The following is a 21652-nucleotide window of genomic DNA, read 5'->3' as shown; positions in this document are numbered from 1 at the left end:
CGGAAACTCCTTCATTCGCTTGGAAACCGGTCGATGCAGTCGGGTGTGGGTCGGCCGGGTGTAACAGGTCGGGGGCAAGTGGCAATCTATGGCGCGGTTTTGCGAGGGCGCAAGGTTGCGAGCGGCCTAGCCGGCAGCTATGCCGGACGAGAGGTAACAAGAAGGCAGAACCCGATGAAGGTCGTTTCCACGTCCAAATCCCATGGCGGCGTCCAAGGCGTGTATTCACACGCCTCGGAGGTTTGCGCCTGCGACATGACCTTTGCCGTCTTCGTGCCGCCGCAGGCCAAGCATGGGCCGCTTCCGGTTCTGTGGTATCTGTCGGGCCTCACCTGCACGCATGCCAATGTCATGGACAAGGGCGAATACCGGCGCCTGGCTTCCGAGCTCGGGCTGGTCATCGTCTGCCCCGATACCAGCCCGCGCGGTCCCGAAATTCCCGACGAGAAGGACAATTGGCAGTTCGGCTGCGGCGCCGGCTTCTATCTGGACGCGACCGAGCAGCCCTATGCGAAGAACTATCGCATGTACTCCTACCTCACCGAGGAACTGCCGGCGCTGGTCGCCGCCAATTTCCCGGTCGACATGTCGCGCCAGTCGATCTTCGGCCATTCGATGGGCGGGCATGGCGCGCTGACCATCGCGCTGAAGAACCCCGAGCGGTTCAGGAGCTGTTCGGCCTTCGCGCCGATCGTGCAGCCGAGCACGGCCGGCTGGTCGCGGCCGGCTTTCGAAAAGTATCTCGGGCCGGACGAGAAGAGCTGGCGTGCCTACGACTCGACGCTTCTGATTGAGGACGGCAAGCGGTTTCCGGAGTTTCTCGCCGACCAGGGCACGGTGGACGGCTTCCTACAGGACGGTCTTCGTCCGTGGCTGCTCGAAGAGGCGTGCAAGAAGGCAGGCATCGACCTGACCCTGCGCATGCAAGAAGGCTACGACCATTCCTACAACTTCATCTCCACCTTCATGGACGATCATCTGAAGTGGCACGCCGCGCGGCTGGCCTAATTTCGGAAATTGCCGCGCTCCCTGCCACGGCTGGTCTCAGGCGAGTGGAAACTCGTTGGCGATCGTGACGTGGTGGTGGATGCGGCCTTCGAAATATTTAGACAGCACAGCCTCGGTCGCGGCCCGCGATTCGGCGCGAACCGGGCTGGCGAGCGCCGCGTCGACCGCAGCCATGTCGCGATAGTTGATCGCCAGGATCAACGGGAATTCCGGCGCGCCGTCGTCGCGCTTCTCGGCGAAGGAGACGCGCACGTCGAGCGCGCCCGGGAACGCCTTCCACTTGGGCAGGATCGTCTCGATCACGTCCTTGCGGAACGCCTCCGTCTGGCCGTCCTTCACCTTGCCCTCGAACAATGCGTAGCGCGTGATCATGTGTTGTCCTCGTCCTTGCGGCGGAAAAATTCCATCAATGCGGCCTGGTCCTCGCCGCCCAGTCCTGCGGCCGTCAGCAAGCGGTGCACCTCGGCGCAAAGCGCCGTCAGCGGCATCGCCGTATGCGTGCGCCGCGCCAGGTCCTGCGCGGCGTTGAGGTCCTTCACCATGTTGTCGATCCGGCCGGTGCGCCGGTAGTCGCGCGTGACGAAGCGCGGCAAATATTCCTGCAGGATGGCGCTGTCGGCGCGGCCGCCTTTGAGCGCCTGCGGTATCTTCAGCGCATCGACGCCGGCATCGAGCGCCAGCTTGGTGGCCTCGGCGACAGCCATGAAATTCAGCGCGCACAGCACCTGGTTGATCAACTTGGTGGTCTGGCCGGCGCCGGCCGGACCCATATGGGTGTAGTTGGAGGCGACGTCGCGCAGCACCTTGTGGGCGTCGGCGACGTCCGCGGCCTCGCCGCCCGCCATCAGCGTCAGCTCGCCGATCAGCGCTTTCGGTGCGCCGCCGGAGAGCGGAGAGTCCACCCAGCGCAGACCCTTCTCGCTGGCATTGGCCGCGAGCTGGCGCGTCGCGTCGGGATCGATGGACGACATGTCGATGATCAGCGTGCCGGGCTTGGCGCCGGCGGCCACGCCGCCGTCGCCGAACACGGCGCGGCGCACGATCGCTGCCGAATTCAGGCTGAGGATGACGTTGTCGGCCGCGCCCGCTGCCTCGGCCGCGCTCGCCATGGCGACCGCCCCTTTGGCGACCAGCGCCTCCATCTTGGCCTTGTCGAGGTCGAACACGGCAAGACTATTGCCGGTGGCAAGCAGGCGCTCGCCGATCGCCCCGCCCATGGCGCCGGCGCCGATCAAGGCGACTTTGTTCGTCATGATGCTCGCTCCCCGAATTTGGCCGTTATATCCGCGACGATCCGGTCGAGCGGCGCATCGATCGGCACCGCGATTGCATTCTCGTCCTTGGCCGGCGCCTCCAGCGTCGCGAACTGGCTGTCGAGCAGGCTGGTCGGCATGAAATGGCCGGTGCGCTCGTGCATGCGGCTCGAGATCAGCTCGCGCGAGCCGGCGAGATAGATGAACAGCACCGGCGCGCCGGCCCGCTCGGCAATGAAATCGCGATAGGCACGCTTCAGCGCCGAGCAGCCGACGATAACCGGAGCGGGTTGCTGGCGCAGCGTTTCGCCCACTTTGGCCAGCCATGGCCAACGGTCGTCGTCGTCAAGCGGAATGCCGGCGCTCATCTTGGCGATGTTGGCCTCGGGATGCAGCCTGTCGCCGTCGACGAAGATCGCCCCGATCGCCTCGGCAAGCGCCTCGCCGACCGTGGTCTTGCCCGAACCCGTGACGCCCATCACCACCATGCGCGGCGGCGGGTCAGATCGAAGCCGTGATGCCGCCATCGACATAGAGAATGTGTCCGTTGACAAAGGATGATGCGTCGCAGGCGAGGAAGACGCAGGCGCCGACCAACTCCTCGACCTTGCCCCAGCGGCCGGCCGGCGTGCGTTTTTCGAGCCAGGCGCTGAAGGCGGAATCCGCGACCAGCGCGGCGTTGAGCGGCGTGTCGAAATAGCCCGGCGCGATCGCGTTGCATTGCAGCCCGTGCTTGGCCCAGTCGGTTGCCATGCCCTTGGTCAGATTGCCGACCGCGCCCTTGGTCGCCGTATAGGGCGCGATGCCGGGGCGGGCCAGCGCCGTCTGCACGCTGGCGATGTTGATGATCTTGCCGCGGCCGCGTTTGATCATGTGGCGCGCCACCGCCTGGCCGACATGGAAGACGCTGGCGACATTGGTTTGCAGCAGGCGCTCGAAGGCGTCGGCGGGAAAGTCCTCCAGCGGCGTGCGGAACTGCATGCCGGCATTGTTGACGAGGATGTCGATCGGCGTACCGGCCTGCTCGAAAGCGTCGATGGCCGCCCGGACCTTGTCATGGTCGGTCGCGTCGAAAGCGAGCGTCGCCGCGCCTGGAATTTGCCCGGCAGCCGCGATGAGCTTTGCCGCGTCGCGGCCGTTGAGCACGACCTTGGCGCCGGCCTCGGCCAGGCCTTTGGCCAGCGCGAACCCTATGCCCTGCGAGGAGCCGGTCACAAGCGCGGTGCGCCCGCTGAGATCGAATAGATTGGACGACATTTTCCTGATTGCCTCTCGTCGCTGAGCGTCTTATGTTATCGATAACATCATCTGTCAAGTCAAGTGGAGCGAATAGCGATGCAGCGGCCTCACATCCTTCAGGTTGGACCCTATCCCGCATGGGACGAGGAGCCGCTCAACGAAGCCTTCCAGGTGCATCGCTATTTCGCCGCCGACGACAAGCAGGCTTTCCTCGCCGAGGTCGGACCGCAGGTGCGCGGCATCGCCACACGCGGCGAGCTTGGCGCGAACCGCGCCATGATCGAGGCCTGCCCCGCGCTCGAAGTGGTGTCGGTCTATGGCGTCGGTTTCGACGCGGTCGATCTCGCGGCGTGCCGCGAGCATGGCGTGCGCGTCACCAACACGCCGGACGTGCTGACCAACGACGTCGCCGATCTCGGCATCGCCATGATGCTGTGCCTGTCGCGCGGCATGATCGGCGCCGAGCGCTGGGTGCGCGACGGCAGCTGGGCGGCCAAGGGCCTCTATCCGCTGAAGCGCCGCGTATGGGGCCGCCGCGCCGGCGTGCTCGGCCTCGGCCGCATCGGCTACGAGGTGGCCAAGCGTCTCGCTGGCTTCGGCATGGACATCGCCTATTGCGACGTCGCGCCGAAGGACTTTGCCCCGGATTGGGAATTCGTCGCCGATCCGGTCGCGCTCGCCGGGCGCTCCGACTTCCTGTTCGTTACGCTCGCCGCCTCCGCCGCCACGCGCCACATCGTCAACAAGCAAGTGCTCGCGGCGCTCGGCGAGGAGGGCATGCTGATCAACATCTCGCGCGCCTCCAACATCGACGAGGAGGCGCTGCTCGATGCGCTCGAGACCAAGGTGCTGGGTTCCGCCGCGCTCGATGTGTTCGAGGGCGAGCCGAAGCTCAATCCACGCTTCCTGGCGCTCGACAACGTGCTCTTGCAGCCGCACCATGCGTCGGGCACGGTCGAAACCCGCAAGGCCATGGGCAAGCTGGTGCGCGACAACCTCGCCGCCCATTTCGCCGGCCAGCCGCTTATTACACCGGTGCTGTAGGAGTTCGCCCGTCATGAAATCCATCGTCATCCACGCCGCCAAGGACCTGCGCATCGAGGACCGGCCGGTCGAAGAACCGGGACCGGGCCAGGTGCTGCTGCGTCTTGCCTCCGGCGGCATCTGCGGCAGCGACCTGCACTACTACAATCACGGCGGCTTCGGAACGGTGCGTCTGAAGGAGCCGATGATCCTCGGCCATGAGGTTTCCGGCGTGATCGAGGAGATCGGCTCCGGCGTCAGCGGGCTGCAGCGTGGGCAACTGGTGGCCGTCTCGCCGTCGCGGCCTTGCTACGCCTGCCGCTATTGCCGCGAAGGCATGCACAACCAGTGCCTCAACATGCGCTTCTATGGCAGCGCCATGCCGTTCCCGCACATCCAGGGAGCGTTCCGCGAAATGCTGGTGGCGGACGCGCCACAATGTGTGCCGGCCGACGGCTTGAGCGCCGGCGAGGCGGCGATGGCCGAGCCGCTGGCGGTCTGCCTTCACGCCACGCGCCGGGCCGGCGAGATGCTGGGCAAGCGCGTTCTGGTGACCGGCTGCGGCCCGATCGGCCTGTTGTCGATCCTCAGCGCGCGGCGCGCCGGCGCCGCCGAGATCGTCGCCGTCGACATCACCGACTTCACCCTGGCGATGGCGAAGCTCGCCGGCGCCGACAAGGCGATTAACACCCGCGCCGATCCGGAAGGGCTGGCGCCCTATCTCGCCGACAAGGGGACCTTCGACATCCTCTACGAATGCTCAGGCGCGGCGGCGGCGCTGGCGCAGGGCATTGCGGCGACGCGCCCACGCGGCACCATCGTCCAACTCGGCCTTGGTGGCGCCGAGATGGCGCTGCCGATGTCGACGGTCACCGCCAAGGAACTGACGATCAACGGCTCGTTCCGCTTCCACCCGGAATTCGCCGTCGGCGTCGAATTGATGCGCAAGGGGCTGATCGACGTGAAGCCGCTGATCACCCATACGGTGGCGTTGGACGAAGCGCTTTCCGGCTTCGAGCTTGCCAATGATCGCAGCCAGGCGATGAAGGTCCAGATAGCCTTCGCGTGAGCCGCAACGGCGCGTTGCATTCCGCTGTGATATCGATAACGTACGGCCATGCAGCCTTCGCCAAAACGCCCGACCATGGCCGATGTCGCGCATCGCGCCAATGTCTCGACGATGACCGTGTCCCGCGCCTTCAAGCGCGATACGTCGGTCAGCGCCGACACGCGCGACCGCATCCTCAAGGCGGCTGAAGAGCTCGGCTATGTCTTCGACAGCATCGCCGCCAACCTGTCCTCGCGCCGCTCCGGATTCGTGGCGGCGACGATTCCCTCGATCAACAACGCCAATTTCGCCGACACCGTGCGCGGCATGACCGAGGGCCTGCGCGACAGCGGGCTGGAGATCCTGCTCGGCTTCACCGACTACAATGTCGAGGAAGAGGAACGCCTGGTCGGGCAATTGCTGCAGCGGCGGCCCGAAGCCATCATCGTCACCGGCGGCCGGCACACGCCGCGCTGCCGCAAGATGCTCGCCAATGCCGGCGTGCCGGTGGTCGAGACCTGGGACCTGCCCAGCGATCCGATCGGCCATGTCGTCGGCTTCTCCAACGCCGAGGTCGGGCGGCTGATGGTCGAGCATTTCGTCGCGCGCGGCTATTCGAGGCTGGGCTTCATCGGCGGCGACACCTCGCGCGACACGCGCGGCCTCGACCGCCGGCGCGGTTTCATCGCCGCGCTGCAGGACCGCGGCCTTGACGCTTCGCGCGTGATCGCTTCCGGCGTGCCGCCGATCTCGATGCGGGAGGGGGCGGCCGCCATGGTCGAGATGATCTCGCGCTGGCCGGACACGCAAGCCGTGATGTGCGTGTCGGATCTTTCCGCTTTTGGCGCGCTGATGGAGTGCGTGCGGCGCGGCATCCGCGTGCCCGAGGACGTGGCGATCGCCGGCTTCGGCGCCTACGATCTCTCCGAGCAGTCGGTGCCGCCGATCACCACCATCGATGTCGGCGCGCATGAGATCGGCATCCGCGTCGCCGAACTGGTGCTCGACCTGCTCAATGGACGTCACGCGCCCGAGGATCGGGTGGTGGTCGGCATGACGCCCAAGGTGATCGTGCGTCAAACAGCCTGAGCAAACAATGAAATGGAAACGGCCGGCGGGATGACCGCCGGCCGTTCCTGCGCGGCAAGCTGTTGCCTGAGTTTTCTTATTTGCCCCAGATCTTCTTGTACTGGTCGCGGTAGCCGTTGCCGGGATCGAAGCGATTGTCCGGGCCGCCGTCGAACTCGACATTGTCCGACGTCACCACATGCAGCGGCGAGATGTAGCCCGACCATTTCTCACCGGCCATGGCGCGGTTTAGCTCATCGACCAACTGCCAGCCCTGCAGGTTCAGCGGCTCGGCCACCGTCACCTTCTGGAACTGGCCGGAGCGGATTCGCTGGTAGGCCGATTCCGAACCGTCGCCCGCCGCCACGTTGATCGGCGCGTCGGTGCCGGATTTGCCGGCCGCCGCCAACGACGGCCCCATGAAGTCGAAATAGAGATCGTTGATGGCCAGCGAATGGGTCCATTGGTCGCCGTATTTCTGCAGCAGCGAGGTTGTCAGCTGCGGCATGCGCTGCGAGGTTTCGGCGATCGGCGTGTCGACATATTCGAGCACCTTGCCGCCGAGATCCTCGATCTCCTTCTTCATCCGGTCCGCCTTGGCGATGGCGATCTGGTAGGTGGAATCGGTGAAGATGATGACGCCGGGCTTGCCCTTGGCGTCGACGAAGGCCCAGTCGGCCGCCGCCTTCGACACTTCCATCGGATCGGTCGAGACATTGGCGATGATGCCGAGATCGTCGATCGGGCCGACCGTCGGGGCCGCGTGCCATGCAGCCATCGGGATCTTGGCCGCCTTGGCCTGCTCCATCGCCGGCTTCTGCTCGACGGCGTCGAAGCCGTTGATGATGATGCCGTCGGGATTGAGCGCCAGCGCCTGGCCGAAGGCGGCGGTGCGGCCGCCGATGGAGCCGGCGCCGTCAAGCGTCTTGACCGTCCAGCCAAGTGCTGCCGCTGCTTCCTCGACGCCCTTGGTGACGCCGAGAATGCCGCCGTTCTTCATGTCGGCGCCAAGCACGACGATGGTCTTGCCGGTGGCGCCTTTCGGTCCGGTCGTCGGGCCGTCCCATTTGTCGACCTTGCTGGCATATTTGTCTACGACCGCCTTGGCGTCGGCCATCGGGTCGGCGAGCGTCGGCGAGGCGATGCCGAGCGCCAGGCAGGCGACGCCGAGCTGAAGGACTGTTCTGCGATGCATGTTTCTTCTCCCATTAAGCATTGTCGTTTGTCTTTGTCGGTTGGCTGGCGGGTGGTTGACTGGCGGTTGGTTGACTGGACGAATGGGGCGGCACGACCGCGCCGCGGCGGCGTTGCGCGTAGCCGGCAATGCCGATCGCCACGAGCAGGGTGACGCCGTTGAACAGCGGCTCGACCCAGAACGAGCCGCCGAACTGCTGGATGCCGGAGATGCCGACGGCGAGGATGACGACGCCGACGATCGTGCCCCAGACGTTGACGCGGCCGGGCTTGATGGTGGTCGATCCGAGGAAGGCGCCGACCAGCGCCGGCAAGAGATATTCGAGGCCGACGCTGGCCTGGCCGATCCTGAGCTTGGAGGCGAGCAGCACGCCGCCCAGCGCAGTCAGCGCGCCGGAGGCGACGAAGGCGCCCATGACGAATTTCTGCACCGGAATGCCGTTGAGCGCGGCGGCCTTCGGATTGGCGCCGATGGCATAGAGGTAGCGGCCGATCGGCAGATATTCGAGCACCAGCCACATCACCAGCGCCAGCACGATCACGTAGTAGCCGGTGATCGGCAGGCCGAATAGCATCGTGCCGTTGAGCGAGAGAAAGCCGTTGGGCAGCACGCCGACGACCTGGCGGCCGCCCGTGTACCACATGGCCAAGGCGTAGAGCACGGTGCCGGTGCCGAGCGTGGCGATGAAGGAATCGATGCGCGCCACCTCGACCAGCAGGCCGTTGATGAAGCCGGTCACTACGCCGAGCAGGATGACGATCAGCACCGCGATCGGCCACGGCACGCCGAAGGCGGTCTGCAGGCTGATGGCGAGAATATGCCAGAGCACGATGCCGTAGCCGACGGTAAGGTCGATGCGACCCGCGGCCATCGGGATCATCGCGGCCAGCGACAGGATCGCGATGATCGCCTTGTCGGAGACGATCGAGCGCAAATTGAGCAGCGTCGGGAAGGTCCGCGGCAGGAGCAGCGAAAACAGCAGGATCAACAGCACCATCAGGATCGGCAGCCCGTAGACCGGCAGATAGCGCGCCGCTTTCTGGCCGAAGCTCAGGCCGGAAAGTTCCGAGCGGGTCGGCTCCAGCGCCGTCGATTTGATCGAGTTCATGGATACTCCTCAGGCGGCTTCGGACACGGAGGCGGCGCGGATCAGCGCCGCCGTCGTCAGGGCATCGCCGGCTAGTTCGCGCACGATGCGGTTGTGCGAGAAGACGAGCGCGCGATGGCAGATATGGGCGACCTCCTCGAAATCGGTGGAGACGACGATGACCGCGAGCCCTGCCTCGACGGCCGCGGCGATCAGCCGGTAGATTTCGGCCTTGGCGCCGACATCGACGCCGGCGGTCGGGTCCTCGGCGATCAACAGCTTGCGGCCTGTCGCCAGCCAGCGGCCGACGACGACCTTCTGCTGGTTGCCGCCGGAAAGCGCCTCGATCGGCAGATGCGGGTCGTTCGGCCTCAAGCCCAGCCGCGTCCCGAGTTCGCGCGTCAGCTCGCTCTCTTGCGCCGGCTTCATGAAGGAGAACAGCCCGCGGCCGACCGCCGACGGATTGAGATACATGTTCTCGCGCACCGAGAGCGACAGCGCCACCGATTCCTCGGTGCGGTCGCGCGCGATCAACCCGACGCCGGCGGCAAGAGCGGTGCCGACCGAGGAGAGGTCGAGGCGTTTGCCGTCGAGCGAGACCAGCCCGTCGAAACGCTCGGCGCCGAACAGCGCGCGCCCGACGGCCTCTTGTCCGGCGCCGCGCAGGCCGACGAGACCGAGCAGCTCTCCGGAGCGCGCCTCGAAGCTTACCGGACCGACGCTGCCGCAGGTGAGGTTCTCCACCTTGAGCCGCTCTGGTCCGTCCTGCCATTGCGACTTGGCAAACATCTGATGCGCCGGCCGGCCGACGATCAGGTCGACCAGTTCCTGCGGCGTCGTCTCGGCGACCGGCTTGACCGCGACCATGCGGCCGTCGCGCATGACGGCGACGCGGTCGGCGATGCGGAAGACTTCATCCAGTCGGTGCGAGACATAGATCATGCCGACGCCGCGCTGGCGCAGCGGCCGCAGCGCCTCGAACAGGCGCTCGACCTCGTCCGCCGGCAGGCTGGCCGTCGGCTCGTCGAGCACCAGAACGTCGGCTTCGGTGGCCAAGGCGCGGGCAATCGCCACCAGCGATTTTTCCGTGCGCGACAGATCCTGGACGCGCGTCGCCGGATCGAAGGCACAGCCGACCAGCGCCAGCGCGCGCTCGGCGCGGCTTTCGGTGTCGCGCCAGTCGATCAGGCCGGAGCGCCGCGAAAAGCCCTGCGCCATGCCGACATTCTCGGCCACCGTCATCCATTCGATCAGGCCGAGATCCTGATGGATGAAGGCGACCTTCTGCGGCTGGTTGGGGCGCGGCGGGCGGTGCTGATAATCCTCGCCGCGAAAGCGGATCGCGCCCTGGTCGCGCTTGTGTATGCCGGCGAGCGTCTTGATGAGCGTCGACTTGCCGGCGCCGTTCTCGCCGAGCAGCGCGACGATCTCGCCCTCGTGGATGTCGAGCGAGACCGACTTCAGCGCCAGGGTGCCGCCGAAGCGCTTCGAGATGTCGATGAATTCGATGAGCTTGGGCCGCATCCATGGCCCTCCCAAGCCAAACGAACGGACTGAACTGCGATCGATGTTATCGCTAACATTTTTGCAGGTCAAGTCTTGAAAACGAGACTCGGCGAAGGCTATCGATGGGCCGGTTTCGTGGGAGCAAGAGCATGTTTGGAGATATCGAAGGTGCCGGTTTCGAGGTTCTCGACGAGCGCTTCGCGAGTTGTTTCGTCGGCCATGTCGCGGTCGAGCGGCTGTGGACGGGCGGGCGCTGGCTGGAGGGCCCGGCATGGTTCGCGGCCGGCCGTTATCTGGTCTTCTCCGACATCCCGAACGACCGCATCATGCGCTATGACGACACCAGCGGCATGGTCTCGGTGTTCCGCGCGCCGGCCAACAATGCCAACGGCAACACGGTCGACACGCAGGGGCGGCTGGTGACCTGCGAGCACCGCGCGCGCCGCGTCACCCGCACCGAGCATGACGGGTCGATCACGGTGATCGCCGACCGCTTCGAGGGAAAGCGGCTAAATTCGCCGAACGACGTGGTCGTCCGTTCGGACGGCACGGTGTGGTTTTCCGATCCGCCCTACGGCATCGCGACGGATTACGAGGGCGACCGCGCCGAGCAGGAGATCGAGGGCTGCCATGTCTATCGCGCAGACCCAGCCACGGGTGAGGTGGTGCGGGTCGTCTCGACCATGGCCAAGCCAAACGGCCTCGCCTTCTCGCCGGACGATACGATCCTCTATGTCGGCGACACCGGCGTCACGCACCAGAAGGACGGGCCGAAGCACATCCGCAAATTCGCCGTCGAAGGCGCCACGCTCAAGGAACTGGGCGTTCTTGCCACCTGCACGTCCGGCCTGTTCGACGGGTTCCGGGTGGATACGGCCGGCCGCATCTGGGCAGGCGCCGGCGATGGCGTCCATTGCTTCGATCCAGACGGCACGCTGATCGGCAAGATCCGTATCCCGGAGACGGTGGCCAACCTCACCTTCGGCGGACCCAAGCGCAACCGCCTGTTCATCACCGCGCGGCAGTCGCTTTATGCGGTGTTCGTGGTGGCCAATGCCGCGGCGCGATCTTGAGCCATTGGAAAACTTGCCGACTGTGACGCGCTGATATCATCCGCCGGAGAAGGTTTGCGCATTATCCAGTCCGAAATCATTTGTATGTGCTTGTATATGTAACCTATCATCGGCTGGTCTCGTGGTGTGGCCGGCATGGCCAAGGAGGATCACATGCGCAATGCTTCCCTCTTCGACCTGTCGGGCCGGAAGGCGCTCGTCACCGGCGCCAGCCGCGGTATCGGGCGCGGCATCGCCGAAGCGCTGAGCGCGGCGGGTGCCGATGTCGCGGTCGCGGCGCGCAGCCTTGCTTCGCTTGAGGAGACGACGGCGGCGATCCGGGCCGCCGGCGGCGTTGCGCATGCCATTGCCCTTGATGTCACCGACGTCGCCCGCTGCCGCGCCGCGACCAACGAGGCCGCCAGCCTGCTCGGCGGTCTCGATATCCTGGTCAACAATGCCGGCATGGAAGAAGTCAGGCCTTCGCTCGATGTCGATGAGGCGCTGTGGGACCGGATCGTCGACACCAACCTCAAGGGTGCTTTCTTCTGTGCCCAGGCCGCCGGCCGCCGTATGCGCGACGCCGGCCGGCCCGGCGCCATCATCAATCTGTGCTCGCTGACCTCGGAGGTTGGCATTCCTACGGCTGTGCCTTACGGCTCCTCGAAGTCTGGCTTGCTCGGCATGACGCGGGCGCTGGCGGCGGAATGGGCGGGCCTCGGCATCAGGGTCAATGCCATTGCTCCCGGCTATTTCAGAACGGCGATGACGGAGGCGTTCTACGCCGACGAGGCGTGGCAGCAATCGATGCTCGCCAAGATCCCGCAGCATCGCTTCGGCGACCTTTCGGACCTGCATGGCATTGCGGTCTTCCTCGCCTCGGATGCCTCGGCCTACATCACCGGCCAGTGCTTCCCGGTGGACGGCGGCTTTCTTGCCTCGATCTGACGCGGCTTGCCAGCTTGGCGGCAAAGCGCAGAAAAGGCTGGCGACCATTATACATACATGTATATACTTTTCCTGCGTTTCTGAGGAGCAGCCATGTCCGACGTCAGCCTCCACGACCTCTCATCCGCGAGCGGCGAACAGCGGGCGAGCCTGCTGAAGCGCGCCGAGGCCGACCTGTCGGTCTTCGTCGACAAGGTCCGCCCGATCCTCGAAGCGGTCAGGACCGAAGGCGACGCGGCCCTGCTGCGCTTCGTCAGGGATCTGGACAAGGCCGATGTCGCCGCCGGCAATCTCAAGGTCTCGGAAGCGGAGTTCGACGCGGCCTTCGGCAAGGTCGACAAGGAGGTCGTCGACAGCATCCGCTTCGGCATCGGCAACATCAGGCATTTCCATGAGGAACAGCGTCCGGAGACGATGTGGCTCAAGGAGGTTCGCCCCGGCGCCTATGCCGGCGACCGCTACACGCCGATCGCCTCGGTCGCGCTCTACGTCCCGCGCGGCAAGGGCGCCTTCCCGTCGGTGACAATGATGACCTCGGTTCCGGCCGTCATCGCCGGCGTGCCGCGGATCGCCATCGTGACACCGCCGACCGCGGACGGTTCCGTCGATGCCGCCACCCTGGTCGCCGCGCGCCTGGCCGGGGTCGAGACTGTCTACAAATGCGGCGGCGCGCATGCGGTCGCCGCCGTCGCCTACGGCACCGAGACGGTGAAGCCCGCGCTCAAGATCGTCGGCCCGGGCAGCCCCTGGGTGGTTGCGGCCAAGAGCCTGCTGTCCTCGATCATCGACACCGGCCTTCCGGCCGGTCCGTCGGAAGCAATCATCTTCGCCGATGGCAGCGTCGACGGCGGCCTCGCCGCGCTCGACCTGCTGATCGAGGCCGAGCATGGGCCGGATTCCTCGGCCTATCTGGTGACGCACAGCCGCAAGGTCGCCGAAGCGGCCCTGGCGGCACTGCCCGAGCACTGGTCGCGCATGAGCGAGCAGCGCGTCGAGTTCTCGCGCGCGGTGCTGACCGGCAAGCGTGGCGGCATCGTGCTGACCGCCTCGCTGGAGGACAGCTACCGCTTCATCAACGACTATGCGCCCGAGCATCTGGAAATCCTGTCCACGGAGCCGTTCGCGCATCTCGGCCACATCACCGAGGCGGCGGAGATTCTCATGGGTCCGCATACGCCGGTGACATTAGCCAACTTCGTCCTTGGGCCGAATGCGGTGCTGCCGACAAGCCGCTGGGCGCGCACCTACGGACCGCTTTCGGTGACGGATTTCCTGAAACGCTCGTCGGTCGGCTATGTGACCTCGGCAGCCTATCCGGAGCTTGCCAGCCATGCCCGCAGGCTCGCCCGCTATGAAGGCTTCAGCTCGCATGAGAACGCGGTCTCGGAAATCCGCGACCGTTATCTCGGCGGCTGACGGGCCGCCGCGATGAAGGCCGCCAGACTCCATGGCCCCGGCGACCTGCGCGTCGAGCATATCGCCGCGCCAGGGGCTCCCGAGGCGGGCTGGGTGAAGCTCAATGTCGATGCCGCCGGAATCTGCGGTTCCGACCTCCACAATTTCCGCACCGGACAATGGATAAGCCGCGTGCCCTCGACGGCCGGCCATGAACTGACTGGCACGGTGGTCGCGGTCGGCGAGGGGGTGGACACCATCGCCGTGGGTGACCGCGTGGTCGCCGATTCCCGCTTCTGGTGCGGAGAATGCCTGCAATGCCGCGCCGGCAGGTGGCATCTGTGCGCCGTGCTGGGCTTCGTCGGCGAGGTTTGCGACGGCGGCTTTGCCGAACAGACGGTGCTGCCGGTGCGGCTGCTGCATGTCATCGACGCCGCGCTCGACGAAAGGGTTGCGGCGATGGCCGAGCCGCTCGCCGTGGCGCTGCACGCGGTGCGGCGCCTGCCGAAGACGGCGGGTTCAGTGCTGGTCGTCGGCTGCGGCACCATCGGCGGTCTTGCGGCGCTGCTCTTGTCGCGGACCTTCTCCGGCAAGCTGCTGATCGCCGACCGCAACAAGGCGCGCTGTGCGCGTGTCGCAGGCGTGACCGGCGCCACCATCGTCGATCTCGACCGCGACGCTATTGCCGCCGCCCTCCACGGCGCACCTTTGCTCGCCGCCGTCGAGGCGACCGGCAGCATTGCCGCGCTCAACCAGTTGCTGGGCGTTCTCGGTTCGGGCGCCGCGGTCGCGCTAGTCGGCATTTTCCATGGCCGGCTCGACATCGACCCCAACATGCTCGTCGAGCGCGAGATCGCGCTGCTCGGATGCCATGCCTTTGCCGACGAACTGCCCGACGCCATCGCAATGCTCGGCGAGCTGTCCGGGCCGCTGATCAGCCTGATCGATCGCGAGATCGGCCTGGACGATGTTCCCGCCGCCTATGAGCGACTGCTGGCGGGGCAGGGCGACGGCTTGAAAACCATTATCCGGGTGCGGCAACCTGCCGGCGCCTGATTTCCGATATTTGCCGGAAAGGACTTTTGAAATGAATAGTTTGCCCGATACGGCCAGCCCCCTCTACGAAAAGGTCAAGGACTATATCCTGACCAACATCGGAACCGGCAAGTGGAGCAAGGACAGCAAGCTGCCGTCCGAGAATGACTTCGTGACCGCGCTTGGCGTGTCGCGGATGACCGTTCACCGCGCCTTGCGGGAACTGACCTCGGCGGGTTTCCTGATCCGGCTGCAGGGCGTCGGCACGTTCATCGCGCCGCCCCGGCCGCAATCGACGCTGATCGAGATCAACAACATCGCGGCCGAGATCGTCGCGCGCGGCAACAGGCATCGCTCGCAGGTTCTGGTCCTCGAAAAGATCACGCCGACCAAGGAACTTTCGCTGTCCTTCGAATTCGCCAAGCGCGCGGCGATCTATCATTCGGTGGTCGTCAATTTCGAGAACGACCTGCCGGTCCAACTGGAAGAGCGCTTCGTCAATCCGAGCCTGATACCGGATTACGACAAGCAGGATTTCTCCAAGACCGCGACCTATGACTATTTGATGCAGAAGACGCCGGTGACCGAGGTCGAGCACATCATTTCAGCAATCCCCGCCGATGCCGAAACGGCGCGGCATCTGGCCATCGACGTCGGCGCCTGCTGCCTGCTCCTGCATCGCCGGACTTGGACGGGCGCGGTTGTCGCCACCATCAGCAAGCTGACTTACGCCGGCAGCCGCTATTCGCTCGGCAGCCGCTATTCTCCGTCCCGCAAGAGCTGAAACGGTTCGGACTGTTCGTGCCTCCGGCGCTGGTCGTGAAGGAGCCCGCGATCGACTGTCCAACTCCCGTCAGGGTCCAGAAATCCGCCTCTCCAACTTGTATATGCATGTATGTATTTTAGCCTTGACATCCATTGTCGCCGACGTTGAATATCATCGCACTTCCGTCGACGTGGCAGGTAAGATGCCGATGCACAATGCCGCAAGAAGCAGAAGCCGCATTCTCGCCGGACAGGAAGTTTGGTTCAAAAGCGGTCTGAAATCATCAAGGGGAACAAAGATGATGCGTAACCTCACAGGACAATTCCGTGCGCTCGTGGTGGCTGCGGCCATCGGCTTCGCCCCGCTGGCCCACGCGGCCGACACGGCCATTCCCACGACGCCCGAGGCGGGATCGTTCAAGATCGGCATCGAGCCGTGGCTCGGCTATGGCCAGTGGCACGTCGCCGAGGCCAAGGGCCTGTTCAAGGCGAGCGGTCTCTCGGACGTCCAGATCGTCAACTTCTCCGAGGACAAGGACATCAACGCCGCCCTGGCGAGCGGTCAGCTCGATGCGGCCAACATCGCCACCCACACCGCCATGGGCATGGTTGCGGCCGGCCTGCCGGTCAAGATCGTGCTGCTGCTCGACGTCTCGATGACGGCCGACGCCATGATCGCCGGCAAGGACATCAACTCGGTCGCCGATCTCAAGGGTAAGCAGGTCGCCTTCGAGGAAGGCACGACCAGCGACATCCTGCTCAAATACGCGCTCGCCAAGAACGGCATGTCGATCGCCGACGTCCAGCCGGTGCCGATGCCGGCGGCCGATGCCGGCAGCGCGCTGATTGCCGGTCGCGTCCCGGTCGCCGTCACCTATGAGCCCTATCTCACCACCGCCAAGGCGCAGAACAAGGACGTCAAGCTCCTGTTCACCGCCGGCGAGGATCCCGGTCTGATCAGCGACGTGCTGGTGGTGCGCGACGAGGTCATCAAGTCGCGGCCCGGCCAGGTGCTTGCCATGATCAAGGCCTGGGACGCGGCGCTCAAGGACTACAATTCTGACACGCCCGGCGGCCGCGCCATCATCTCCAAGGCGGTCGGCTCGAGCGTCGAGGATCTCAACACCGCCTTCGACGGCGTGCGCTACTATTCGCTGGCCGAGAACAAGAGCGCCCTGACCGGCGATTTCTCCACCAAGACATTCGCCGACGTTGAGGCCGCCGCCAAGAATGCTGGCCTGCTTCAGGCCGACGTGACACCGGAGCAGATGATCGATCCGGCCTTCGTCAAGGCCGCGCAGTAGACCGGGTCGTGGCGGTCGCCGAGATGCCCGACGAGCCTGCCGTCAAAGCGAACCCGCCCGGCCCTGTTGCCAAGCAGGCGACGCGGCGCCGCCGATCCACCGGGATCGGCGCGCCCATCGCGCGTTCGCGCTTCCTCGTTATCGCCGTGGCCGTCTTTGCCGGCCTCGGCCTCGCCTGGGGGGCGGCGACGGGCCTCGAACTGGTCAAGCCGATCTTCCTGCCGTCGCCCGCCAGCGTGGTGACGCAGCTCGGCAAGCTCTGGGCCGACGGCACGCTGCTCATCGACCTCAAGGCTTCGATCTACCGCATTTCGGTCGGCTTTCTCATCGCTTCGGCGCTGTCGATTCCGATCGGCGTGCTGATCGGCAGCTTCCGGACCTGGGAAGCGGCGATCGAGCCGCTGGTCGACTTCATCCGCTACATGCCCGTGGTCGCCTTCGTGCCGCTCTCCATCCTGTGGGCGGGGACGAGCGATGCCCAGAAATTCCTGATCATCTTCATCGGCACGTTCTTCCAGCAGGTGCTGATGATCATGGACAACGTCAAACGCGTGCCGGCCGATTTCGTCGGCCTCGGCAGGACGCTCGGCCTGCCGGATCGCAAGATCCTGACCCGCATCGTCGTGCCCAGCGCCTTGCCGGGCATCTGGGATACGCTGAGAATAAGCCTGGGCTGGGCCTGGACCTGGCTGGTCCTGGCCGAGCTCGTCGCGGCGACGTCCGGGCTCGGCTATCGCATCACCGTGTCGCAGCGCTATTTCCAGACCAACACCATCATCGGCTACATCCTTCTGCTCGGCATGCTCGGTCTCGTCACCGACCAGGTCATGAAAGCGCTGGGCAAGGTGCTGTTCCGGCAGGACAGCCGTTCATGACGAGGTGCGGCCGATGAATTCCCCCAAACTCAGGATCAAGGGCCTGCATAAGAGCTTCGGCACCGGCGCGCGCCGCACCGAGGTGCTGCGCGACATCGACCTCGAACTGGCCGACAACGAGTTCGTATCGCTGGTCGGTACCTCGGGCTGCGGCAAGAGCACGCTGTTGTCGATCGTCGCCGGACTGCAGGATTTCGACTCCGGCGATCTCGACATCGACGGGTCGCCGATCCTGAAGCCCGGCCTCGACCGCGGCGTCGTCTTCCAGTCCTACACGCTGCTGCCCTGGCTGACGGCGCAACAGAACATCGAGTTCGCCCTCAAGGCCGCCGGCCATGACCGCGCCACCTGCCGCAGGATCGCGCTCGAGCATCTCGACCTCGTCAAGCTCACGCATTCGGCCAATCTCTATCCATCCGAATTGTCGGGCGGCATGAAGCAGCGCGTCGCCATCGCCCGCGCGCTCTCCTACCGCCCCAAGATGCTGTTGATGGACGAGCCCTTCGGCGCCCTCGACGCCCTGACCAGGCACCAGATGCAGGAGCTGCTGACCCAGATCTGGGAGGAGCACAGGCTGACCGTGCTGTTCGTCACCCACGATGTCGAAGAGGCCGTCTACCTGTCGGACCGCATCGTCGTCATGGGCATCGGACCGGGCCGCATCATGCGCACCTTCGACGTAGGCATCGAGCGCCCGCGCCGCGAGGAGGTCATGGAGAGTGCCGCCTTCATGGACCTGCAGCGCAATGTCCACAAAGCCATCCGCGAGGCCTCCAGGCGCCCCGAAATGGCTTGACGCAGGTCACGCTGAACCGCACGGGGCAGCAGCCGCTGCGATAATCGGCGTGGCGTACGCTGATTTTGTCCGGCTGCCGGCTTTCGGACTTTCTGGCGCGCTCGGTCACATGCCCCAGACGATAGCCTGTTCGTGCCTTTTGATCAGATGCCGCAGGTTCTCGAAGCTTCTGCCGACATGGGCGGAAAACGCCTCAACGGCAGGTGCGCGCAGGTCGTCGGTGCGCCTTAGCAAACCGAGCGCGCGCTCCGGATGCGGAATGTTGACCGGGAGTGCGGTTATCGCCTTTTCGTTGCGGAACGCAAAGACGACGCTATGCGGCAGCACGGTCAGCGCGTCGCTGGCCTTCATGTAGTTTACCGCGCTGGTCAGCGAGCCGCCGGCATAGCGGATCTTGATCTCGGTCGCTCCAAGCGAGAGCGCTAGACTTCGAAGATCCGCCAGCAGCGGGCTGCCGGGCGGCGGAGCGATCCAGGGATAGTCGAGCAATTCGCGCGCATCGAGTTTCCGCTTCAGCAGCAACGGGTGGGTGGCGCGACAGGCAACGACGTTGCGCCCGGGAAGAATCTCCTTGAAGTGCATGCCCGAACCTTCGTCGAGTATGTCGATCGGGCAGATGGCGAGGTCGATGCGATCGGCGTTCAACGCCTCGCGCAAATCCGGCAGGTAACCGTAGCTCTGGTCGATGCGGACATCCGGCGAGCCGTTCTGGAATTCGGCGATCATGCCGGAGATCAGCGCATCCATGAAGAAGGGCGTGCCGCCGACGCGCACCACGCCGGTGCGGCCTTGGCGAAACCTCTCGACCAGCGTCGAGGCCTTGCGCGAGGCCACCAGCATGGCCTGACCGTGATCGGCCAGAGCCCGCCCGAGCGGCGTCGGCTGCAAGGGCCGTCGCCCCTTCAGGAACAGCGGCTCGCCGAGCCGTTTCTCCAGCATGGACAAGGTCCGCGAAAGCGCCGGCTGAGTCAGTCCGAGCATGGCCGCGCCCTCGGTGACACCGCCGGCCTGGACCACGGCTGCGAGTTGCACGAGATGGCGTTCGTCCAATTTCATAGCAGATTGTTATATTAATTTCTTCAGAAATCATCAAGTGCTACGCGCCATCCTGTTAGCTTCGTTGCGGGAGGAAGCATGGCAGACACTTGGTTCAGCGAGGCAAATTCGGCCGAGCTCGTCGTCGAGCGGCTGAAGCGACACGCCGACGGGGCGCTGCCGAAATTCCTCGTTTCGCTCGTCGAGCATCTGCACCTTGCCGTACGGGAAACTCGTCCCACCGCCGAGGATTGGCGGAACGCGATCAAGTTCCTCACGGAGGTCGGTCATGCCAGTGATGCCAAGCGCCAGGAATGGGTGCTGCTTTCCGATCTGCTCGGCGTCACGGCGCTGATCGAAGAGATCAACTCGCGCCGGCCCAAGGGCGCCACTCCCAACACCGTGCGCGGACCGTTCTACCGCGCCGACGCACCGCGCCTCTCGCTCGGCGCGAACATTTCGCTCGACGGCAAAGGAGAAACCCTACAGGTGCGTGGCCGCGTCACCGATCTCGACGGCGGGCCGGTCGCCCACGCGACAGTCGAAACCTGGCAGGCCAACGCGCAAGGGTTTTACGAGAACCAGCAGCCGGACCTGCAGCCGGAGTTCAATCTGCGCGGTGTCTTCCAGACCGGCAAGGACGGCGGCTTTCACTACCGCACCGTCAAGCCCTGCGGCTACGCGGTGCCGGCGGACGGCCCGGTCGGCCAGATGCTCGGCGGCATCGGCTATCCGCTGCGCCGGCCGGCGCATCTGCATTTCATTGTCAGAGCCGACGGCTTCGAAACCATCAGTACGCATGTCTATGACGCCGGCGATCCGCTGCTCTCCGAGGATGCGCTGTTCGGCGTCAAGCAGGAGCTGCTCGGCGCCTTTCGCAGAGAGGACGTGCACTGGGCGCTCGACTTCACCTTCGTGATGGTGCGGGCGAGGAAGGAGCGGCGGGCGGCATGACGTTGGGCTTCACCTATCAGGGCAGCAGCGCCCGCATCGTCTTCGGCAACGGCGCATCGGCGCAGGCAGCCAGCCACGTCGAGATGCTCGGCTGCCGGCGCGCGCTTGTCCTGTCGACACCGCAACAGGCCGTGGACGCGCAGGCATTGGCCGATCGGCTCGGTGCGCTTTGCGTCGGCACGTTTTCCGGCGCCACCATGCACACGCCGGTCGACGTCACCGGGCGGGCGGTCGCCAACGCCGCCGAACTCAAAGCCGACTGCGTGGTGTCGCTCGGCGGCGGATCGACGACCGGGCTCGGCAAGGCGATCGCCTATCGCACCGACATCGCCCAGATCGTCATCCCGACCACCTATGCCGGATCGGAGGTGACGCCGATCCTCGGGCAAACCGAAGGCGGCGCCAAGACCACCTTGCGCAGCCCCAAGGTGTTGCCCGAAGTCGTGATCTACGACCCCGAACTGACGCTCGGCCTGCCGGTCGGCATGAGTGTGACCAGCGGCCTCAACGCCATCGCCCATGCCGCCGAAGGGCTCTATGCAGAGGACCGCAACCCGATCACCTCGATGATGGCAGCCGAGGGCATGCGCGCGCTGAAGGAAGCGCTGCCGGTGATCGTCGCCAGACCCCGCGATGCGCAGGCGCGCGCCAAGGCGCTCTACGGCGCATGGCTCTGCGGTACGGTGCTGGGCCAGGTCGCCATGGCGCTGCATCACAAGATCTGCCACACGCTCGGCGGCAGCTTCGACACGCCGCATGCCGAGACGCATGCGATCATGCTGCCGCACACGATCGGCTTCAACGCCTTTGCCGTACCTGAGCTGCTGCGGCCGGTGGCCGAGATTTTCGGCGGCTCGCCCGGACAGGCGCTTTACGATTTCGCCAAATCGATCGGCTCGCCGCTGGCGCTGAAGGATTTCGGCCTGAAGGCGAGCGAGCTCGACCGCGCGGCCGAGATCGCCACAAAAAGCCCTTACCCCAATCCGCGGCCGTTCGACCGCGCTTCCATCCGCTCGCTGTTGCAAAGCGCATGGCAGGGAGAACGTCCACCGCATTGAGTTCTATC

The 21652-nt window shown here is 65.6% G+C and carries 22 protein-coding genes; 14 read left to right on the top strand and 8 right to left on the bottom strand.

Going from position 1 to position 21652, the window contains the following annotated elements:
• Nucleotides 1-174 precede the first annotated feature (174 nt).
• Nucleotides 175-1008, top strand: coding sequence for an S-formylglutathione hydrolase (gene fghA, locus FJ988_RS00390; RefSeq protein WP_140814658.1), 834 nt, complete (start codon nucleotides 175-177; stop codon nucleotides 1006-1008).
• A 36-nt stretch (nucleotides 1009-1044) separates the two neighbouring features.
• Here fghA and FJ988_RS00385 read toward each other — a convergent pair whose 3' ends face one another.
• From FJ988_RS00385 to FJ988_RS00370, 4 genes are read right to left on the bottom strand one after another with little or no spacing between them, the layout of a single operon-like run.
• On the bottom strand, nucleotides 1045-1380 hold the full coding sequence (locus tag FJ988_RS00385) for a hypothetical protein (RefSeq protein ID WP_140814656.1): 336 nt from the start codon (nucleotides 1378-1380) through the stop codon (nucleotides 1045-1047).
• Entirely contained in the window at nucleotides 1377-2261 is an 885-nt protein-coding gene (locus FJ988_RS00380; protein WP_140814655.1) for an NAD(P)-dependent oxidoreductase, read from the bottom strand. Before FJ988_RS00380 ends, FJ988_RS00385 begins: the two co-directional genes overlap by 4 nt.
• Nucleotides 2258-2794: a gluconokinase gene (locus FJ988_RS00375; RefSeq protein WP_140814653.1), complete on the bottom strand. Its 537-nt coding sequence runs from the start codon at nucleotides 2792-2794 to the stop codon at nucleotides 2258-2260. The genes FJ988_RS00380 and FJ988_RS00375 overlap by 4 nt, the downstream gene beginning before the upstream one ends.
• Complete coding sequence (locus FJ988_RS00370; RefSeq protein ID WP_140814652.1) at nucleotides 2763-3518, bottom strand: SDR family oxidoreductase; 756 nt, start codon at nucleotides 3516-3518, stop codon at nucleotides 2763-2765. The genes FJ988_RS00375 and FJ988_RS00370 overlap by 32 nt, the downstream gene beginning before the upstream one ends.
• A gap of 78 nt (nucleotides 3519-3596) precedes the next feature.
• Between FJ988_RS00370 and FJ988_RS00365 the strand changes: the two genes are divergently transcribed.
• Genes FJ988_RS00365 through FJ988_RS00355 form a run of 3 tightly spaced genes read left to right on the top strand, consistent with a single transcriptional unit; the run spans nucleotide 3597 to nucleotide 6660 of the window.
• Nucleotides 3597-4544, top strand: a complete 948-nt coding sequence (locus FJ988_RS00365; RefSeq protein ID WP_140814650.1) for a 2-hydroxyacid dehydrogenase — start codon at nucleotides 3597-3599, stop codon at nucleotides 4542-4544.
• Between the two features lie 13 nt (nucleotides 4545-4557).
• Complete coding sequence (locus tag FJ988_RS00360) at nucleotides 4558-5592, top strand: L-idonate 5-dehydrogenase (protein ID WP_140814648.1); 1035 nt, start codon at nucleotides 4558-4560, stop codon at nucleotides 5590-5592.
• Nucleotides 5593-5640: 48 nt separating this feature from the next.
• Nucleotides 5641-6660: a LacI family DNA-binding transcriptional regulator gene (locus FJ988_RS00355; protein ID WP_181183380.1), complete on the top strand. Its 1020-nt coding sequence runs from the start codon at nucleotides 5641-5643 to the stop codon at nucleotides 6658-6660.
• Between the two features lie 76 nt (nucleotides 6661-6736).
• On the opposite strand, the gene FJ988_RS00350 is transcribed toward FJ988_RS00355, so the two are convergent.
• Genes FJ988_RS00350 through FJ988_RS00340 form a run of 3 tightly spaced genes read right to left on the bottom strand, consistent with a single transcriptional unit; the run spans nucleotide 6737 to nucleotide 10445 of the window.
• Complete coding sequence (locus FJ988_RS00350) at nucleotides 6737-7834, bottom strand: substrate-binding domain-containing protein (RefSeq protein ID WP_140814647.1); 1098 nt, start codon at nucleotides 7832-7834, stop codon at nucleotides 6737-6739.
• Nucleotides 7835-7847: 13 nt separating this feature from the next.
• Nucleotides 7848-8942, bottom strand: coding sequence for an ABC transporter permease (locus tag FJ988_RS00345; protein ID WP_140814645.1), 1095 nt, complete (start codon nucleotides 8940-8942; stop codon nucleotides 7848-7850).
• Nucleotides 8943-8951: 9 nt separating this feature from the next.
• Nucleotides 8952-10445: a sugar ABC transporter ATP-binding protein gene (locus FJ988_RS00340; RefSeq protein ID WP_140814643.1), complete on the bottom strand. Its 1494-nt coding sequence runs from the start codon at nucleotides 10443-10445 to the stop codon at nucleotides 8952-8954.
• Between the two features lie 131 nt (nucleotides 10446-10576).
• On the opposite strand from FJ988_RS00340, the gene FJ988_RS00335 reads away from it, so the two are divergent.
• From FJ988_RS00335 to FJ988_RS00300, 8 genes are all read left to right on the top strand, one after another.
• Nucleotides 10577-11500 (top strand): SMP-30/gluconolactonase/LRE family protein, encoded by a 924-nt coding sequence (locus FJ988_RS00335; RefSeq protein ID WP_140814642.1) that lies wholly within the window; start codon nucleotides 10577-10579, stop codon nucleotides 11498-11500.
• A gap of 153 nt (nucleotides 11501-11653) precedes the next feature.
• The gene (locus tag FJ988_RS00330; protein WP_140814640.1) at nucleotides 11654-12427 is read left to right on the top strand and encodes an SDR family NAD(P)-dependent oxidoreductase; all 774 of its coding nucleotides are present in this window, start codon (nucleotides 11654-11656) and stop codon (nucleotides 12425-12427) included.
• A gap of 93 nt (nucleotides 12428-12520) precedes the next feature.
• Nucleotides 12521-13843, top strand: a complete 1323-nt coding sequence (gene hisD / locus FJ988_RS00325; protein ID WP_140814639.1) for a histidinol dehydrogenase — start codon at nucleotides 12521-12523, stop codon at nucleotides 13841-13843.
• Between the two features lie 12 nt (nucleotides 13844-13855).
• Nucleotides 13856-14878 (top strand): zinc-binding dehydrogenase, encoded by a 1023-nt coding sequence (locus FJ988_RS00320; protein WP_140814637.1) that lies wholly within the window; start codon nucleotides 13856-13858, stop codon nucleotides 14876-14878.
• A gap of 31 nt (nucleotides 14879-14909) precedes the next feature.
• Nucleotides 14910-15641: a histidine utilization repressor gene (hutC, locus tag FJ988_RS00315; protein ID WP_140814636.1), complete on the top strand. Its 732-nt coding sequence runs from the start codon at nucleotides 14910-14912 to the stop codon at nucleotides 15639-15641.
• A 283-nt stretch (nucleotides 15642-15924) separates the two neighbouring features.
• Nucleotides 15925-16926: an ABC transporter substrate-binding protein gene (locus tag FJ988_RS00310; RefSeq protein ID WP_140815314.1), complete on the top strand. Its 1002-nt coding sequence runs from the start codon at nucleotides 15925-15927 to the stop codon at nucleotides 16924-16926.
• A gap of 23 nt (nucleotides 16927-16949) precedes the next feature.
• Entirely contained in the window at nucleotides 16950-17801 is an 852-nt protein-coding gene (locus tag FJ988_RS00305; protein ID WP_140815313.1) for an ABC transporter permease, read from the top strand.
• 13 nt (nucleotides 17802-17814) lie between these two features.
• Nucleotides 17815-18597 (top strand): ABC transporter ATP-binding protein, encoded by a 783-nt coding sequence (locus tag FJ988_RS00300; protein ID WP_140814634.1) that lies wholly within the window; start codon nucleotides 17815-17817, stop codon nucleotides 18595-18597.
• A gap of 105 nt (nucleotides 18598-18702) precedes the next feature.
• On the opposite strand, the gene FJ988_RS00295 is transcribed toward FJ988_RS00300, so the two are convergent.
• On the bottom strand, nucleotides 18703-19653 hold the full coding sequence (locus tag FJ988_RS00295) for a LysR family transcriptional regulator (protein ID WP_140814632.1): 951 nt from the start codon (nucleotides 19651-19653) through the stop codon (nucleotides 18703-18705).
• A 78-nt stretch (nucleotides 19654-19731) separates the two neighbouring features.
• Here FJ988_RS00295 and FJ988_RS00290 point away from each other — a divergent pair, with 78 nt between their 5' ends.
• Nucleotides 19732-20586 carry a dioxygenase gene (locus tag FJ988_RS00290; RefSeq protein WP_140814630.1) on the top strand — a complete coding sequence of 285 codons (855 nt, stop codon included), beginning with the start codon at nucleotides 19732-19734 and terminating at the stop codon, nucleotides 20584-20586.
• The gene (locus FJ988_RS00285) at nucleotides 20583-21644 is read left to right on the top strand and encodes a maleylacetate reductase (RefSeq protein ID WP_140814628.1); all 1062 of its coding nucleotides are present in this window, start codon (nucleotides 20583-20585) and stop codon (nucleotides 21642-21644) included. The genes FJ988_RS00290 and FJ988_RS00285 overlap by 4 nt, the downstream gene beginning before the upstream one ends.
• Nucleotides 21645-21652: the final 8 nt, after the last annotated feature.

Origin of the sequence: Mesorhizobium sp. CU3, assembly GCF_006442965.1 — a bacterium.
Classification (GTDB): Bacteria; Pseudomonadota; Alphaproteobacteria; order Rhizobiales; family Rhizobiaceae; genus Mesorhizobium.
The sequence above is the reverse complement of the archived record's forward strand: the minus strand, read 5'-3'. Positions and strand labels throughout refer to the sequence as shown.

What these genes read in the sequence shown, in the direction of transcription:
- hutC (WP_140814636.1), top strand. Translation starts at nt 14,910, where the DNA reads ATGAATAGTTTGCCCGATACGGCCAGCCCCCTCTACGAAAAGGTCAAG.
- fghA (WP_140814658.1), top strand. Translation starts at nt 175, where the DNA reads ATGAAGGTCGTTTCCACGTCCAAATCCCATGGCGGCGTCCAAGGCGTG.
- FJ988_RS00355 (WP_181183380.1), top strand. Translation starts at nt 5,641, where the DNA reads ATGCAGCCTTCGCCAAAACGCCCGACCATGGCCGATGTCGCGCATCGC.
- FJ988_RS00345 (WP_140814645.1), bottom strand. Translation starts at nt 8,942, where the DNA reads ATGAACTCGATCAAATCGACGGCGCTGGAGCCGACCCGCTCGGAACTT.
- FJ988_RS00375 (WP_140814653.1), bottom strand. Translation starts at nt 2,794, where the DNA reads ATGTCGATGGCGGCATCACGGCTTCGATCTGACCCGCCGCCGCGCATG.
- FJ988_RS00290 (WP_140814630.1), top strand. Translation starts at nt 19,732, where the DNA reads ATGGCAGACACTTGGTTCAGCGAGGCAAATTCGGCCGAGCTCGTCGTC.
- FJ988_RS00330 (WP_140814640.1), top strand. Translation starts at nt 11,654, where the DNA reads ATGCGCAATGCTTCCCTCTTCGACCTGTCGGGCCGGAAGGCGCTCGTC.
- FJ988_RS00360 (WP_140814648.1), top strand. Translation starts at nt 4,558, where the DNA reads ATGAAATCCATCGTCATCCACGCCGCCAAGGACCTGCGCATCGAGGAC.
- FJ988_RS00300 (WP_140814634.1), top strand. Translation starts at nt 17,815, where the DNA reads ATGAATTCCCCCAAACTCAGGATCAAGGGCCTGCATAAGAGCTTCGGC.
- FJ988_RS00320 (WP_140814637.1), top strand. Translation starts at nt 13,856, where the DNA reads ATGAAGGCCGCCAGACTCCATGGCCCCGGCGACCTGCGCGTCGAGCAT.
- FJ988_RS00370 (WP_140814652.1), bottom strand. Translation starts at nt 3,518, where the DNA reads ATGTCGTCCAATCTATTCGATCTCAGCGGGCGCACCGCGCTTGTGACC.
- FJ988_RS00305 (WP_140815313.1), top strand. Translation starts at nt 16,950, where the DNA reads ATGCCCGACGAGCCTGCCGTCAAAGCGAACCCGCCCGGCCCTGTTGCC.
- FJ988_RS00295 (WP_140814632.1), bottom strand. Translation starts at nt 19,653, where the DNA reads ATGAAATTGGACGAACGCCATCTCGTGCAACTCGCAGCCGTGGTCCAG.
- FJ988_RS00310 (WP_140815314.1), top strand. Translation starts at nt 15,925, where the DNA reads ATGCGTAACCTCACAGGACAATTCCGTGCGCTCGTGGTGGCTGCGGCC.
- FJ988_RS00285 (WP_140814628.1), top strand. Translation starts at nt 20,583, where the DNA reads ATGACGTTGGGCTTCACCTATCAGGGCAGCAGCGCCCGCATCGTCTTC.
- hisD (WP_140814639.1), top strand. Translation starts at nt 12,521, where the DNA reads ATGTCCGACGTCAGCCTCCACGACCTCTCATCCGCGAGCGGCGAACAG.
- FJ988_RS00380 (WP_140814655.1), bottom strand. Translation starts at nt 2,261, where the DNA reads ATGACGAACAAAGTCGCCTTGATCGGCGCCGGCGCCATGGGCGGGGCG.
- FJ988_RS00385 (WP_140814656.1), bottom strand. Translation starts at nt 1,380, where the DNA reads ATGATCACGCGCTACGCATTGTTCGAGGGCAAGGTGAAGGACGGCCAG.
- FJ988_RS00350 (WP_140814647.1), bottom strand. Translation starts at nt 7,834, where the DNA reads ATGCATCGCAGAACAGTCCTTCAGCTCGGCGTCGCCTGCCTGGCGCTC.
- FJ988_RS00335 (WP_140814642.1), top strand. Translation starts at nt 10,577, where the DNA reads ATGTTTGGAGATATCGAAGGTGCCGGTTTCGAGGTTCTCGACGAGCGC.
- FJ988_RS00340 (WP_140814643.1), bottom strand. Translation starts at nt 10,445, where the DNA reads ATGCGGCCCAAGCTCATCGAATTCATCGACATCTCGAAGCGCTTCGGC.
- FJ988_RS00365 (WP_140814650.1), top strand. Translation starts at nt 3,597, where the DNA reads ATGCAGCGGCCTCACATCCTTCAGGTTGGACCCTATCCCGCATGGGAC.